Annotated in this window: 16 protein-coding genes; 11 read left to right on the plus strand and 5 right to left on the minus strand. The window is 73.7% G+C overall.

Going from position 1 to position 14,200, the window contains the following annotated elements:
• Positions 1-4 precede the first annotated feature (4 nt).
• Together ACFFCA_RS11725 and folP are read left to right on the plus strand one after the other, a co-directional pair.
• The gene (locus ACFFCA_RS11725) at positions 5-1,033 is read left to right on the plus strand and encodes a glucosyl-3-phosphoglycerate synthase (protein ID WP_375484952.1); all 1,029 of its coding nucleotides are present in this window, start codon (positions 5-7) and stop codon (positions 1,031-1,033) included.
• Positions 1,034-1,040: 7 nt separating this feature from the next.
• On the plus strand, positions 1,041-1,901 hold the full coding sequence (gene folP, locus ACFFCA_RS11730; protein WP_375484988.1) for a dihydropteroate synthase: 861 nt from the start codon (positions 1,041-1,043) through the stop codon (positions 1,899-1,901).
• A gap of 57 nt (positions 1,902-1,958) precedes the next feature.
• Here folP and ACFFCA_RS11735 read toward each other — a convergent pair whose 3' ends face one another.
• Complete coding sequence (locus ACFFCA_RS11735) at positions 1,959-3,224, minus strand: competence/damage-inducible protein A (protein ID WP_375484954.1); 1,266 nt, start codon at positions 3,222-3,224, stop codon at positions 1,959-1,961.
• 53 nt (positions 3,225-3,277) lie between these two features.
• Positions 3,278-4,315 (minus strand): NAD(P)-dependent alcohol dehydrogenase, encoded by a 1,038-nt coding sequence (locus ACFFCA_RS11740; protein WP_375484956.1) that lies wholly within the window; start codon positions 4,313-4,315, stop codon positions 3,278-3,280.
• A 123-nt stretch (positions 4,316-4,438) separates the two neighbouring features.
• Between ACFFCA_RS11740 and ACFFCA_RS11745 the strand changes: the two genes are divergently transcribed.
• On the plus strand, positions 4,439-5,248 hold the full coding sequence (locus ACFFCA_RS11745) for an acyl-CoA thioesterase (RefSeq protein ID WP_375484958.1): 810 nt from the start codon (positions 4,439-4,441) through the stop codon (positions 5,246-5,248).
• A gap of 3 nt (positions 5,249-5,251) precedes the next feature.
• Here ACFFCA_RS11745 and ACFFCA_RS11750 read toward each other — a convergent pair whose 3' ends face one another.
• Complete coding sequence (locus ACFFCA_RS11750) at positions 5,252-5,971, minus strand: (2Fe-2S)-binding protein (RefSeq protein ID WP_375484960.1); 720 nt, start codon at positions 5,969-5,971, stop codon at positions 5,252-5,254.
• 60 nt (positions 5,972-6,031) lie between these two features.
• On the opposite strand from ACFFCA_RS11750, the gene ACFFCA_RS11755 reads away from it, so the two are divergent.
• Positions 6,032-7,006, plus strand: a complete 975-nt coding sequence (locus ACFFCA_RS11755) for a sulfotransferase (protein ID WP_375484962.1) — start codon at positions 6,032-6,034, stop codon at positions 7,004-7,006.
• A 141-nt stretch (positions 7,007-7,147) separates the two neighbouring features.
• Positions 7,148-8,137 (plus strand): helix-turn-helix domain-containing protein, encoded by a 990-nt coding sequence (locus ACFFCA_RS11760; protein WP_375484964.1) that lies wholly within the window; start codon positions 7,148-7,150, stop codon positions 8,135-8,137.
• A 42-nt stretch (positions 8,138-8,179) separates the two neighbouring features.
• Here the strand turns inward: ACFFCA_RS11760 and ACFFCA_RS11765 are convergent, their stop codons facing one another.
• Positions 8,180-9,025 (minus strand): hypothetical protein, encoded by an 846-nt coding sequence (locus ACFFCA_RS11765; protein WP_375484966.1) that lies wholly within the window; start codon positions 9,023-9,025, stop codon positions 8,180-8,182.
• Positions 9,026-9,664 carry a mycofactocin system transcriptional regulator gene (gene mftR / locus ACFFCA_RS11770; RefSeq protein WP_375484968.1) on the minus strand — a complete coding sequence of 213 codons (639 nt, stop codon included), beginning with the start codon at positions 9,662-9,664 and terminating at the stop codon, positions 9,026-9,028.
• Positions 9,665-9,788: 124 nt separating this feature from the next.
• On the opposite strand from mftR, the gene mftA reads away from it, so the two are divergent.
• The 6 genes from mftA to mftF all read left to right on the plus strand — a co-directional run.
• Positions 9,789-9,926, plus strand: a complete 138-nt coding sequence (gene mftA, locus ACFFCA_RS11775; RefSeq protein WP_375484970.1) for a mycofactocin precursor MftA — start codon at positions 9,789-9,791, stop codon at positions 9,924-9,926.
• 3 nt (positions 9,927-9,929) lie between these two features.
• On the plus strand, positions 9,930-10,217 hold the full coding sequence (mftB, locus tag ACFFCA_RS11780; protein WP_375484972.1) for a mycofactocin biosynthesis chaperone MftB: 288 nt from the start codon (positions 9,930-9,932) through the stop codon (positions 10,215-10,217).
• Positions 10,214-11,473: a mycofactocin radical SAM maturase gene (gene mftC / locus ACFFCA_RS11785; protein WP_375484974.1), complete on the plus strand. Its 1,260-nt coding sequence runs from the start codon at positions 10,214-10,216 to the stop codon at positions 11,471-11,473. Before mftB ends, mftC begins: the two co-directional genes overlap by 4 nt.
• A gap of 14 nt (positions 11,474-11,487) precedes the next feature.
• Complete coding sequence (mftE, locus tag ACFFCA_RS11790; RefSeq protein ID WP_375484976.1) at positions 11,488-12,195, plus strand: mycofactocin biosynthesis peptidyl-dipeptidase MftE; 708 nt, start codon at positions 11,488-11,490, stop codon at positions 12,193-12,195.
• Positions 12,192-12,998 (plus strand): mycofactocin-coupled SDR family oxidoreductase, encoded by an 807-nt coding sequence (locus ACFFCA_RS11795; protein ID WP_375484978.1) that lies wholly within the window; start codon positions 12,192-12,194, stop codon positions 12,996-12,998. The genes mftE and ACFFCA_RS11795 overlap by 4 nt, the downstream gene beginning before the upstream one ends.
• Positions 12,995-14,200 (plus strand): mycofactocin biosynthesis glycosyltransferase MftF (gene mftF, locus ACFFCA_RS11800; RefSeq protein WP_375484980.1); only part of this gene is annotated, 1,206 nt, incomplete at its 3' end. The genes ACFFCA_RS11795 and mftF, both read left to right, overlap by 4 nt.

Consider the following 14,200-nt stretch of genomic DNA (forward strand, 5'->3'; position numbering starts at 1 on the left):
CGGTATGCAGACGCGCGGGCCCGGACCCGCGTGTCTGCACATCGTCACCGGCGAGGGCCCTGCGCACGGTCGACAGGGCCACGGCACCATGGTCGGGGTGGACGGGCGGGCGCAGGCGTGGTTCGAGCGTGCCACGTCCGACGGCCGCGACAACGACGTCGCCGCGCTCGTCGCGGCCAAGCGCGGCCGCCGCGTCAGCGTCGTCATCCCGGCCCGCAACGAGGAGCCGACGATCGGCGCGATCGTCGCCGGCATCCACGACGACCTCGTCCGCGCCCACCCGCTCGTCGACGAGCTGGTGGTGATCGACTCCGATTCCACCGACGCCACGTCCCAGGTCGCGGCCGACGCCGGCGCCCGGGTCCACTCCGCCCGCAGCATCCGGCCCGACCTCGACGGCTACCCCGGCAAGGGTGAGGCGATCTGGAAATCGCTGTTCGTGACGACGGGCGAGCTGATGGTCTGCATCGACGCCGACCTCACCGGCTGGGGCACACACTTCGTCCCGGGGCTGCTCGGCCCGTTGCTGAACGACGAGCGCGTGCGTCACGTCAAGGGCTTCTACGACCGCGTGCTCGACGACGGGTCCGGGCTGCACGCGCCGCAGGGCGGCCGGGTGACCGAGCTCGTCGCCCGACCCCTGCTCAACCTGTGGCGCCCCGAGCTGGCCGCCGTGGTGCAGCCGCTGGCCGGGGAGTGGGCGGTACGGCGCGACACGCTGTCGGCCCTGCCGGTGCCGACCGGGTACGGCGTCGAGATCGCGTTGCTGCTCGACGTGCACGCGCGGTGGGGGCTCGACGCCCTCGCCCAGGTGGACCTCGGCGCACGTGCCCACTCGCACCAGGCGGTGCATGATCTCGGGGTGATGGCGACCGAGATCATCGAGGTGGCGGCGCGCCGGGTCGGTGCGCCGAGCAGTGGTGCCGAGGACGCGACGCTGTGGCAGTACGTCCGCGCCGCGGCGCCACCGTGGCGCGGTCGCGACGTGCCGCTGCGCGAGCGGCCGCCCGCGGCCGGCGTGGCGGTCGCGTGACGTGCCCGTGCTGAGGCTCGGCGGCCAGGACTTCGGCGAGCATCGTCCGCTCGTCATGGCCATCGTCAACCGCACCCCCGACTCGTTCTACGACCGCGGCGAGACCTTCGCCTTCGACGCCGCGTTGCAGCGGGTCCGCGACGTCGTGCGCGACGGCGCCGAGATCGTCGACATCGGCGGGGTGAAGGCAGCGCCGGGGGACACCGTCGACGCGGCCGAGGAGATCGACCGGACAGTGCCCTTCGTGGCCGCGGTCCGGGCCGAGTTCCCCGACGTGGTCATCAGCGTCGACACGTGGCGGCACGACGTCGGCGAGGCCGTGTGCCGGGCCGGTGCCGACGTGCTCAACGACGCCTGGGGCGGCTGGGATCCCGAGCTCGTCGAGGTCGCCGGGCAGTTCGGCGTCGGGATCGTGTGCACCCACGCCGGCGGGGTCGAGCCGCGCACCCGCCCGCACCGGATCACCTACGACGACGTCATGACCGACATCCTGTCGCGCACGGTGTCGCTGGCCGAGCGTGCCGTGTCGGCCGGCGTCCCGCACGAGAGCGTGCTCATCGACCCGGGGCACGACTTCGGCAAGAACACCCGGCACTCCCTGGAGGCGACGCGCCGGCTGCCCGAGATGGTCGCGACCGGCTGGTCGGTGCTGGTGTCGCTGTCCAACAAGGACTTCGTCGGCGAGACGCTCGACCGCCCGCTCGAGCAGCGCCTCATCGGCACGCTGGCGGCGACGTCGGTCTCGGCGTGGGTGGGCGCGCGGGTGTTCCGCGCACACAACGTGCCGGAGACCCGGCAGACGCTCGACATGGTGGCCAGCATCCGTGGCGACCGGCCGCCGGCCCGTTCGGTGCGCGGCCTGGCCTGAATCGCGGATCGTGGAGCGCCGGCCCTGCCAGGCGTGGACCCGGCACGAGCGGCCGGGTTACTCGGTCAGCACGCTGCGGATCATGTGCATCGCCACCGCGACCGTGCGCAGGCGGACGTCACGCCGCGAGCCGGGCACGTTGATCCGTCGGGAGAGCGTGCGTCCGGGCGCGACCACGCACAGGTGGACGAGCCCGACCGGCTTCTCGGCGGTGCCGCCGTCCGGCCCGGCCACGCCGGTGATGCCCACGCCGACGTCGGTGCCGAGCCGCCAGCGCGCCCCCGCGGCCATGGCCTCGGCGACCTCCTCGCTCACGGCGCCGACGCGGTCGATGAGCTCCATCGGTACGCCCGCGAGCTCGTGCTTGGCCAGGTTCGAGTAGGTCACGAGCCCCCCGAGCACGTACGCCGAGGAGCCGGGCAGGTCGGTCAGCCGCCCCGCGAGCAGGCCGGCGGTGCACGACTCGGTGGTGGCGATGGTCAGCGAGCGCTCGAGCAGGGCGTCGGCGACGACCCGGTCGACGGTGCGCCCGTCGCGGGAGTACAGCGCCGCCCCGAACTCGCCGACCAGGGCGTCGCCCAACCGGTCGTACGCCTGTTCCGCATCGGGTGCGTAGCGGGTGACGATCTCGAGCTCGGCGTCCGTCATGCAGGTGGTGACCTCGAGCCCGTCGAGATCGTCGTCGTGCCGCCGCAGCGCGGCCGACAGCTCGGACTCCGGCACGCCCCAGATCCGCATGGTGCGCTGCCGCAGCTCAGCCCGGCCCGCCAGCGCCTCGCCGACAATCGGGTCGGCGAGCGCGGCGGCCCACATGCCCTGCAGCTCACGGGGCGGCCCGGGCAGGACGAGGACCGGCGGCCCGGCCCGGCCCTCTGCGGGCGGCACCACGAGACCGGGTGCCGTGCCCACCGGCGCGAGCACGGACGCACCCGTGGGGACGAACGCCTGCTTGCGGACGGCCGCTGCCGTCGCCTCGGGGTCGGTCTTCCAGCCGCGCCCCGCCATCAGGCGTTCGACGATGTCGGCGATGCGCTGCTCGAGGTCGGGATCGAGGGCGGACGGGCGGCCCTGGAAGTCGCCGACGGTGACCGCGGTCAGGTCGTCGGCCGTCGGGCCGAGCCCGCCGCTGGTGATAATCAGCTGGACGCCCGACAGGAACGCCAGCGCGTCACGCAGATCGTCCGGGCGGTCGCCGACGACCACGATGTCGGCGATGTCGACGCCCGCCTGCCTGAGCTGGTCGGCCAGCCACGGGCCGTTCCGGTCGGCGACGCGACCGGTGAGGACCTCGGTGCCCGTGACGACGACTCCCGCGCGCACCATGGATCAGATCCTAGGTGCGGCGCGGGAGCCGGTGTCGCGGTACGGGGTGACGATCAGATCGTCGCGGTGTCGATGACGAAGCGGTAGCGCACGTCGCTGTCGACGACGCGGTCCCACGCCTCGTCGATCTGGTCGGCGCTGATCGTCTCGACCTGGGCGGCCACGTCGTGCTCGGCGCAGAAGTCGAGCATCTCCTGGGTCTCCTTGATGCCGCCGATCTGCGAGCCGGCCCAGATCTTCGCGCCGCCGATGAGGCCGAACGCGGGAACCTCGAGCGGCTCCTCGGGCGCGCCGACGCTGACCAGGGCGCCGCGGGTCTTGAGCAGTGACAGGTACTTGGTCATCGGCAGGGACGCCGACACCGTATTGACGATGAGGTCGAAGGAACCCGCGAGGTCGTCGAAGGTGCTGTCGTCGCTGGTGGCGTAGTAGTGGTCGGCGCCGAACTTCTTGCCGTCCTCCTCCTTCGACAGCGTCTGGGACAGCACGGTGACCTCGGCGCCCATCGCGTGGGCGATCTGCACGCTCATGTGGCCCAGGCCGCCCATGCCCACGATGGCGACCTTCTTGCCCGGCCCGGCGCCCCAGTGGTGCAGCGGCGAGTAGAGCGTGATGCCCGCGCACAGCAGGGGAGCGGCCTGATCGAGCTCGATGCCCTCCGGGATGCCCAGCACGTAGTTCTCGTCCACGACGATGTGGGTGCTGTAGCCGCCCGCGGTGGGCTTGCCGTCCAGCATGCCGCCGTACGTGCCGACCATGCCCTTGAGGCAGAACTGCTCCTCGTCGTTCTTGCAGTTCTCGCACTCGCCGCAGGACGAGACCATGCAGCCGACGCCGACGCGGTCGCCGACCTTGTACTTCTGCACGCCGCTGCCGACCTCTTCGACGGTGCCGGCGATCTCGTGGCCGGGGACGAGGGGGTAGTTCGTCTCGCCCCACTCACCGCGACCGGTGTGGATGTCGGAGTGGCAGATCCCGGCGAAGGCGATCTTGATCAGGACGTCCTCGGGATTGAGGTCGCGACGCTCGATCTGGGTCTTCTCGAACGGGGCCTTGGCGGCGGGTGTGGCGTAGGCGTCAACAGTTTTCATGACCAGTCACCTACCCGCTGACGGGCCCGTTGATGCATCGCCACGGCCCGCTCTCAGGTGAGTTCGGCCGCACGCGACCCTCCTGCCCGCGTCGGTCCACGGCGCCGCTGCGACGATTCCGCGGTGGACACGACCAGCCCTGCAGCGGTGACGGCAGCCGGCGGCGTCGCGGACGTCGACCTGCGCGAACTGCTGACCGTGGAACGGCTGGAGGAGAACCTGTTCCGCTCGACGACCGTCGTCGACGAGGACTTCACGCTGTACGGCGGCCAGGTCGCGGCCCAGGCCGTCCAGGCCGCCGGCGCGACGGTGGACGCCGGTCGCGCACCGCACTCCCTGCACGGGTACTTCCTGCGCCCGGGTGATCCCAAGCAGCGCGTCGTCTTCACCGTCGACCGCGATCGCGACGGCCGTTCGTTCTCGGCCCGTCGCGTGGTCGCGGTCCAGCACGGCGAGGTGATCTTCAACATGGCCGCCTCGTTCCACGTCGGTCGGGAGACGTCGGTGTCGCAGGCCGATGCCATGCCCGACGTCGCCGCGCCGGAGGCCTGCCCGCCGCACGACCTGCTCCGCCTGTGCTCCTACGAGAGCCGGCTGCCGGAGCAGCCCTACGAGAGAGCCGAGTGGCCCACCCGGTTCTGGGCCCGGACGACCGTTCCGGTGCCCGAGGACCCCCTCGCGCAGGCCAGCGTGGTGACCTACCTGTCCGACATCTCCACCGGGGTCCTGCCCAGCGAGGACGGACCCGAACGGCCGGGCGCGAGCGTCGACCACGCGGTGTGGTTCCACGCCCCGGCCGACCCGAACCAGTGGCTGCTCTCGGACTACCAGCCACGCGTGGTGGGCAACGGCCGTGGCTGGTACTCGGGCTCGGTGTTCAGCGCGAGCGGGCGTCTGGTGGCGAGCATCGCCCAGGAAGTGCTGTTCCGCTGACGGTCAGGCCCGGGAGGCGGGCGCGGACCGGTGGCGCAGCACGCAGTCGCCGCACAGGCCGCCCGGCGGTACCCGGTAGAGCAGGCAGCAGGATGCCCGGACGAAGCCTGCCGCGGTGACCTCGCCGGCCCCGGCGAGTGGGGGTTCGGCGAGGGCCTCGACGGTGCGGTCACGGGCGGTGCCGGCGAGCTCCGGGCGGACGGCGGCGATGACCACCGCGGCGCCGGCCACCGCCGAGGCGATGTTGCCGACGAGAATGCGTGGCGCGACCCCGGCTGCGGCCGCCGTGGCCCGCGCCAGGGGCATGACCACCGGGGTCAGCACGCCTGCGGCCAGCGACGGTGCTACGCCGCTCGGCCGCAGCGTCACCGGGCCGGGCTCGTCCGGCACCAGCACGTCCGCGGGGTGGAGGCGGACCCAACCGGCGCCGAGCACCCGCGCGCCGACGGGGGCCGAGACCAGGCGCGCGACGAGCCCCAGGAACCACACCGAGGCCGCCACCCGGAGCTCGACCCGGGACGCGGGCACCGCCGCCCGCTCACCGAGCACCTCGCGGGTGGTGGCGACGTGCCGGCTCAGCGCGGACCGGTCGGCGCACAGGTCGCGGACCGGGACGCCGCGGGCCGCGGGACCGCCTTGGTGGACGGTGGCGAACTCGCCGAACACCGCGGCCTGCGCCAGCCCGTCGGCCGCTGCAGGCACTCCGTCCGGACCGCCGCTCATCACCCGAGCCTGCCACCCGGGGGGCCCGAGACGCCGCTCAGGGTTTGGTAGAACAACGCCGTGAACACCGTGCGACCGATCTTCGTGGTCGGCTACGCCCGATCCGGCACCACCCTGCTCAGCGTGATGCTGCACGCCCACCCGCGCATCGCCATGCCGCCGGAGACGCGCTTCCTGCTCTCCGTGTACGACAACCGTGCCTCCTTCGGCGACCTCGGCCGGGAGGACAACCGCCGCCGCCTGGCCGTCTCGATCACCGAGGACGTCCGCTTCGGCGATCTCAAGCTCGACCGGGACCGTCTCGTGGACGAGATCGTCGCCGCGCCTCCGACCGTGGGGTCGGCGGCCGGCACCGTGTGGCGGGCCTTTGCCCGCAGCCACGGCAAGGCCCGGTGGGGCGAGAAACGACCCGCCTACTGGCAGCGCATGGACGTCATCCTGCGGCTGTTCCCGAACGCGCAGTTCGTCCACCTGGTGCGGGACGGGCGGGCGTGCGTCGCCTCGCTGAAGACGGTCGACTGGTACCCGTTCGCGTCCCGGACGGCCATGACGGCCTGGTCCCTGGCCGAGGCGCGACTGACCCGTCTCGGGCGTCGCCTGCCGGCCGGCAGCTATCACCACCTGCGCTATGAGGACCTGCTCGCCGACCCGCGACGTGAGCTCGAGGCACTCTGCGGCTTCCTGGGCGAGGACTTCGACGAGGGCATGCTGCAGTACGCGCGCGCAGCCGACGCGATCGTCCCCGGCCGCAAGACCTGGCACGACCGCACCCGCGGCAGCCTCGACACGTCCCGGATCGAGGCGTGGCGTTCGACGCTCAGCGCCGCCGAGATCGGCCTGTCCGAACGCGTTCTGGCCCGCCCGTTGACCGCCAACGGCTACGCCCTGAGCGGGGCAGGCACCGACCCGCCGATCCGCGAGGTGCTCGGCTACGAGCGGGCCCGGCTGCGTCGTCGGCGCGAGATGACGCTGGAGCAGGCGCGGGACGCGATTCGCGTGCGCCGCGACGGCGTGCCGGTGGCCGACCAGGGCTGAGCCCGGCGCGGCGCCCGCATCCGGGTTGCGCACCCTGCCCGGGGTACCTACCGTGCTGGTCATGGCAGGTGCCGGTCGCAGCCGTGAACACGGTGTGTGCACGACATCCTGGCCCGTCCACAGGGCGCCGGGCAGCTCGCGATGACCGAGTCGCCAGGCCGTTTCGAGGTCCCTCCGCCGGGGGCCGTGGCCTGGCTCGACGTCTCCGCCGACAACCCCGACACCTGGACGGGCCGGTTGCGCACCGGCCCGCTCGGTCTGCAGATCGCGCCGTTGCGCCACGCGCGAGCCCCGTACTTCTTCAAGGGCGCCCGCCTGCGCGGCACGCGCTGCATCTGGTCGGCATCCACCCTCAGCGGCGCCGACCTCTACCGCGCCGCGCGCAGCGTCGTGGCGCCGTCCTTCGACCGGGGCGTGCAGATCCTGGCCCGGATGGAGGGCGGCGGGTCGGTGTTCGACCCGGTCGGGACGTCGGTGGGCACGATGCGCGTCTTCGACCCCATGGACGAGATCGCCGAGCAGTTCGTGTCCAACACCCACCTGTTCACGCTGAGCATCCCGCTCGCCGCGATCGGCATCGAACCCAACGCGGTGCGCGCGATGCGCGAACGCCTCTACGACCTCACGCCGTTCCAGAGCCAACTGTTGCGCACCGCGGTCGCGCTGCTGCTGGTGGGCGGCGACGAGCTCAACACCGCGTCGAGCCTGGTGGGCGTCGACCGTTACCTCGCGGCCATGGCCGCGCTGCTGCTGCGCACTGCGGTGCAGAAGGCCTCGCCGGACCTCGCCGCCGTCGAGCAGGTGCGTCAGCGTACCGACGCGATCATCTTCGAGCAGGCGACCGACCCGAACCTGACGCCGGCCTCCATCGCGGCGCAGCTGTCCATCTCGTTGCGGCAGCTCTACCGCGCGTTCAACGGCAGCGAGAGCCCGGCCGCCCGGATCCGTCGCCGGCGGCTGGAACGTGCCGCCGAGATCCTGGCCTCGCGCACCGGACCCGGACACGTCGAGCGGGTGGCGGTGGAATGCGGGTTCGCCTCGGCCGAGTACTTCTCCCGCGCGTTCCGGCGAGAGTTCGGGCTCAGCCCGCGCGCGTACCGCTCGGCGCACCGCGACGCCACCGCCCGCTGACCGCCGCCCGGCCGCCGGCCGGTCGGCCGCCGACGGGCCCGGTCAGCGACTGTTCTGCCGGTCGGCGCGGTCGAGGGCCGACCGCGCCTCCCGGTGCCGCTTGTGTGCCGACTTGACCTCGCGCCGGGTCCGCTCGCGGTCGTGCTTGGCCTGCTCGAGCTCGGCCTCGACCCGGGCCAGCTCGGCGGTCAGCTCGGTGAAGCGTTCGCGCGCGGTGCGCTCGGCGTCCTCGCTCGCCCGTAGGTCGGCCTCGGCCTCGTCGAACGCGGCCTGCGCCTTGTCGTGGGCGCGGCGGGCGCGGCGCCGGGCCGCGGGGTCCGGACGGGGCTCGTCCTTCGGCCGGCGGGCCGGTGGGCGCGCCGCGGCCCGGTCACGCCCGCCCCGGATGACCGTCAGCTCCGGCGTACCGGCTGGCGCGTCCATGGCCACCCCGAAGCCGGACCACCGTTCGGGCCGGGTGAGGCGCCCGAGCCGGGCGGCGATCTGCGGGTCGGCGACCGCGGCGTCGAAGGTCCCGGTGACGTCGTCGCGCAGCGCGGCCGGGGCGTCGTCGCGCTCGGAGCGCGCGAGCGCCGCGCTGGTCAGCTCGGCGACGGCCTGTCGGCGCTCGGTCGACAATTCGCGCAGGACGGTGGCGTCGAGCTGCTCGTGCGCGTCCCGCAACCGGGCGCCGAGGTCGACCAGCCGCTCGACGCCTTCGGGCTCCGCGTGCACCTGCCGGTTCACGACCCAGGCGCCGAGCGTCGGCTTGCGCTGGGCGGCGATCGTCTTCGCCAGCTCGGTGTCACCCGCCGCCTTCGCGTCGTCGGCGAGGGACCGGCGCACGGACAGGAAGTCGTCCGGCGCGGCCGTGTAGAGCTGCGCGAGCAACTCCGGGGACAGGTCCACTCAGGTCCCGCGGACGTGCGGAGGACGGTGCAGGACGTCGTCGGTGAACCCGGCGGCCAGCGCGCGCAGGGCGGCGTCGAGGTAGACGGTGAGGTCGGCGTCGGCCCGCGCCGCCCACTGCTCGTAGGCGGCGCGGCAGGCGGCCAGGGTGGCCCGGCCGACGGTGAGCGGGTACAGCGAGTCGGCGGGCTGGCCCGTGCGGGCCGCCACGAAGGTGCTGACCGCACGTCCCCAGGCGTCGTAGTGCACCGCGGCGCTGGCGCCGAGCTCGGGCACGGCGCCGATGAGGTTCATCCGGGTCCGCAACTCGGGGACGTCCTCGGCCCGGTAGTGGTTGACCTCGAGCACGGCCTGGCGCACCGCGTCCATCACCGGCTGGTCCACGGGCACCCGCGCCAGGGTCAGCCGGATGTTCTCGACCTCGGCGTCGAAAGCGCTCCACAGCACGTCGGCCTTGGAGTCGAAGTAGCGGAAGAACGTGCGCTTGCTGACACCCGCGGCGGCGGCGATCTGGTCGGTCGTGGTGGCGTCGAAACCCTGCTCGGTGAACAGCGCGAGCGCGATGACCTCGAGCGCCCGGCCGCTCGTCCCCGGCGGACGACCGCGACGGGACGGTTCGACCGCCACGGACTCACTCACCGTCCACCTGCCTGAACGACCAGTTTGTGTCGGGATCTCTTGTGGTCTGACCTGCGCGACGTTAGCGTACCGCGGTATTCGTCACCGGGTGACGAAACAATCCGACGCCCCGAGGAGCGCATCCATGGCTGCTGACCCGACACCGACCCCCGCCGTCCGCGACGACATCACCCCGGACGCCGCCCCCGACCAGCAGGACGCCGTGGTCGAGGACGTGCTGGTCGAGGAGGTCTCGATCGACGGCATGTGTGGCGTCTACTGACGCATGAGCATTCCTGACGGCTTCGACCCGGCGGGCGCCTGGGCGGTCCACGCCCAGGTGTCCATCCGGCCCGAGCGCTTCGGCGCGCTGCTCTACCACTTCGGCACGCGTCGGCTGTCGTTCCTCAAGGACCCGATGCTGCTGCGTGTGCTCGAGGAACTGCCGGCCGCGCCGGACGCCGACACGGCGTGCGAGCGGGCCGGCGTCACCGAGGCCCAGCTGCCGTCCTACCGCGCCGCGCTCACCACCCTGGCCAACTCGCAGATGATCCGACGAAGGACTGCCGCATGAGCATCGCTCCCGTCACCGCTGCACCTACGACCACCGCACCGCTGCCCCTCGTCGAGCAGTTCCAGTTCGGTCTCGACGCCCCGATCTGTCTGACGTGGGAGCTGACCTACGCGTGCAACCTGTCGTGCGTGCACTGCCTGTCCAGCTCGGGCCGCCGCGACCCGCGCGAACTGTCGACGGCCGAGTGCAAGGCGGTGATCGACGAGCTCGAGCGCATGCAGGTCTTCTACGTCAACATCGGCGGCGGCGAGCCGACGGTCCGCAGTGACTTCTGGGAGCTCGTCGACTACGCCACCGAACACCACGTCGGGGTGAAGTTCTCGACCAACGGCGTCAAGATCACGCCGGAGGTCGCGCAGCGTCTGGCGGGCAGCGACTACGTCGACGTGCAGATCTCGCTCGACGGCGCCACCGCCGAGATCAACGACCCGGTCCGCGGCCCCGGCTCGTTCGACACCGCGATGCGGGCCATGCAGAACCTGGCCGACGCGGGCTTCACGGGTTTCAAGATCTCGGTGGTGATGACTCGGCAGAACGTCGGCCAGCTCGACGCGTTCAAGGCCATCGCCGACCGCTTCGACGCCCAGCTGCGCATCACCCGGCTGCGCCCGTCCGGCCGCGGCGCCGACGTGTGGGACGAGCTGCACGTCACGAGCGAACAGCAGCGCGAGCTCTACGACTGGCTGGTCGCGCACGGCGAGAACGTGCTGACCGGCGATTCGTTCTTCCACCTCGCCGGCTACGGCGACGGCGCGATGCCCGGCCTGAACCTGTGCGGCGCGGGCCGCGTCGTGTGCCTCATCGACCCGGTCGGTAACGTCTACGCCTGCCCGTTCGCGATCCACGAGAACTTCCTGGCCGGCAACGTCCGCCGCGAGGGCGGGTTCAAGGGCGTGTGGCAGACGTCCGACCTGTTCACCGAGCTGCGCGAGCCGCAGAACGGCGGCGCGTGCACGTCGTGCTCGGCGTTCGACGCCTGCCGGGGCGGCTGCATGGCCGCCAAGTTCTTCACCGGCCTGCCGCTCGACGGCCCCGACCCCGAGTGCGTGAAGGGCCACGGCGAGCGGGCGCTGACGTTGATCGACGCGTCGTCCAATCCCAAGCCGTCGCTCGACCACTCGCACCGCACCACCCGCAAGGCGGTGGCGCTCACCCTCACCGCGCGGCCGGTCGAGGACACGATCGTCAATCGCCGCCCACCGGTGACGGCGTGCGACGAGAACCCGCTGGCCGGGCTGGTCCCGTCCGGCGGCTGACGGGGAGTCTTGACGTGCGGCACGACTCGGGGGTCCGGCTTGCCGACCTGACCTCCCCGCAGGTGCGTGCCCGCGCCGCGGACGGCGCGGTGCTGGCCGTTCCGCTCGGCTCGACCGAGCAGCACGGCGCGCACCTGCCGCTGACGACGGACACCGAGGTCGCGCAGGCCCTGTGCGACCGCCTGGCCGCGGCCCGTCCGGACGTGCTCGTCGCGCCGGCGCTGCCCTACGGCTCGAGCGGGGAGCATGCGGGGTTCGCCGGGACGGTGTCCATCGGGGCGGAGGCCCTGGAGCACCTGGTCGTCGAGCTGGGACGGTCGGCGACGGACACGTTCTCGCGGGTGGCCCTCGTCAACGGCCACGGCGGCAACTGCGCGCCGCTCGAGCGCGCGGTCGAGCTGTTGCGCTACGAGGGACGTGACGTCCGTCTGTTCCTGCCCCGCTACGCGGGCGACGCACACGCCGGTCGGTCCGAGACGTCGCTGATGCTCGCGCTGCGGCCGGATGCGGTTCGCAGCGAGCTCGCCGAGACCGGGGACACGCGTCCGCTCGCCGAGCTGCTCCCGCTGCTGCGGTCCGGCGGCATCGCCGCGGTGACGCGCACCGGCGTGCTGGGCGACCCCACCGGTGCATCCGCGGACGAGGGACAGCGCCTGCTCGACGCGATTGCCGACGCGATGCTGGCCGAGTTCGCCGCCTGGGTCGGGACGGCGGCGGCATGACGGCGGCGACCCGGGTGGCGTTGGTGACGGGGGCGGCGCGGGGCATCGGCGCGGCGACCGTGCACGCGCTGGTCGACGTGGGTTGGTCGGTGGTGGCCGTCGATCGCGGCTCGGACGACCCCGACCTGCCCTACGCGCTCGGCACCGAGGCCGAGCTCGACGCGGTCGTGCACGCCGCGAACGAGCGGGCCGGCGAGACCCGGGTCGTGGCGCGGCTCGCCGACGTCCGCGACCAGGCCGCGATCGACGCCGCCGTGGCCGACGCGGAGGAGCGGTTCGGCGGCCTGGACGCGGCCCTGGCCGTGGCGGGCGTGATCGCGGGCGGCGTGCCGCTGTGGGAGTCCCCGGTCGCCCAGCAGCAGGCCGTGCTCGACATCAACCTCGGGGGAGTGCTGACCCTGGCCCGCGCCGCGATCCCCGCGCTGATGCGGCGCCCGGCTCCGCGCAGCGGGCGCTTCGTGGCCGTCGCGTCGGCCGCGGCCACCCGCGGCCTGCCCATGCTGGCCGCGTACTGCGCGGCCAAGGCCGGCGTCGCGGGGCTCGTCCGCGCACTCGGGGCCGAGCTCGCCGACACCGGCGTGACCGCGAACGCGGTCAGTCCGGGTTCGACCCGTACGCCGATCCTGGACGAGAGCGCCCGCCTGTACGGCCTGCCCGACGCCGAGGCGTTCGCCGGCCAGCAGCCCCAGCGCCGCCTGCTCGACCCGGCCGAGGTGGCCGCGGTGCTCGCGTTCCTGGCCGGCCCCGACAGCGGCGCCATGACCGGTGCCGTCGTGCCGGTCGACGGAGGGCTGGCCTTGTGAACCAGCCGCTGCCTCCGGGCTTCCGCCTGGATCTCGACCCGAGCCTGAAGCTGCTGCGGCCCGATCTGCTCGCCGGGGGCGTCCCCAACCGGGTGCTGCGGCTCACCGGTGCGGGCGTGCAGGCGTGGGCGGCGCTCGCGGACAGGCCGGTGACGACCCGCGCCGAGGGCCTGCTGGCCCGCCGACTCACCGACGCCGGCCTGGCCCATCCCGTGCCCCCGGACGGCGCAGGGCCGGGCCACGCGGACGTCACCGTCGTCGTCCCGGTCCTGGACCGCGCGCAGGAACTGGACCGCTGCCTGGCCTCGATCGCCGGTGCGGTGCCGGTGCTGGTGGTCGACGACGGCTCGGCCGACCCGGACGCGGTGGCCAAGGTCGCGGCGGAGCACGGCGCGCGCCTCGTCCGTCGCGAGATCAACGGCGGCCCGGCGGCGGCACGCAACACCGCGCTCGACGCGCTCGGGCCGGACGACGTCGTGGCCTTCCTGGACAGCGACTGCGTGGTGCCGCCCGGTTGGCTCGCGCCTCTGCTCGCCCACCTCGCCGACCCGCTGGTCGCGGCCGTGGCGCCGCGCATCGTGGGCACGGCCGCGCCCACCTGGGCCGGGCGCTACACGGCCGCGCGGGGCAACCTGGACCTCGGCGCCGTTTCGAGCCGGGTGCGCGCCGACGCCCGGGTCGCGTACGTGCCGACGGCAGCCCTGGTCGCGCGGGTGTCCGCCCTGCGCTCGGTCGCTCGCGGCGGCTACGTGTTCGAGCCCAGCCTGCGTTACGGCGAGGACGTCGACCTCGTCTGGCGGCTGGACGCCGCGGGGCTGCGGGTGCGTTACCAACCCGAGGTCGAGGTCCGTCACCACGAGCCCGAGCGGTGGCGACCGCTGCTGGCCCGCCGCTTCCGGTACGGCACGTCTGCCGGCCCGCTGGCCTCGGCCCACCCGCAGCTGGCGGCCCCGCTGGTGCTGATGCCGTGGCCCGCGCTCGCCGTGGCGGCGCTGCTTGCCCGCCGCCCGGTGGCGGCTGTCGGCGCGACGGCGGCCACCGCCCTCACCACCCGCCGGCTGCTGCGTCGCGCGGACGTGCCGACCGCCGGCACCACCGCAGCCACCCTGCGCGGGGTGCACGCCACGTGGCTGGGCTGCGGGCGCTACGCGACCCAGTTCGCGGCGCCGCTGACCGCCGCTGCCGTGGTTGCGCCCGGGTCG

This window comes from uncultured Jatrophihabitans sp., assembly GCF_964252635.1.
Taxonomy (GTDB): Bacteria; Actinomycetota; Actinomycetes; order Mycobacteriales; family Jatrophihabitantaceae; genus Jatrophihabitans.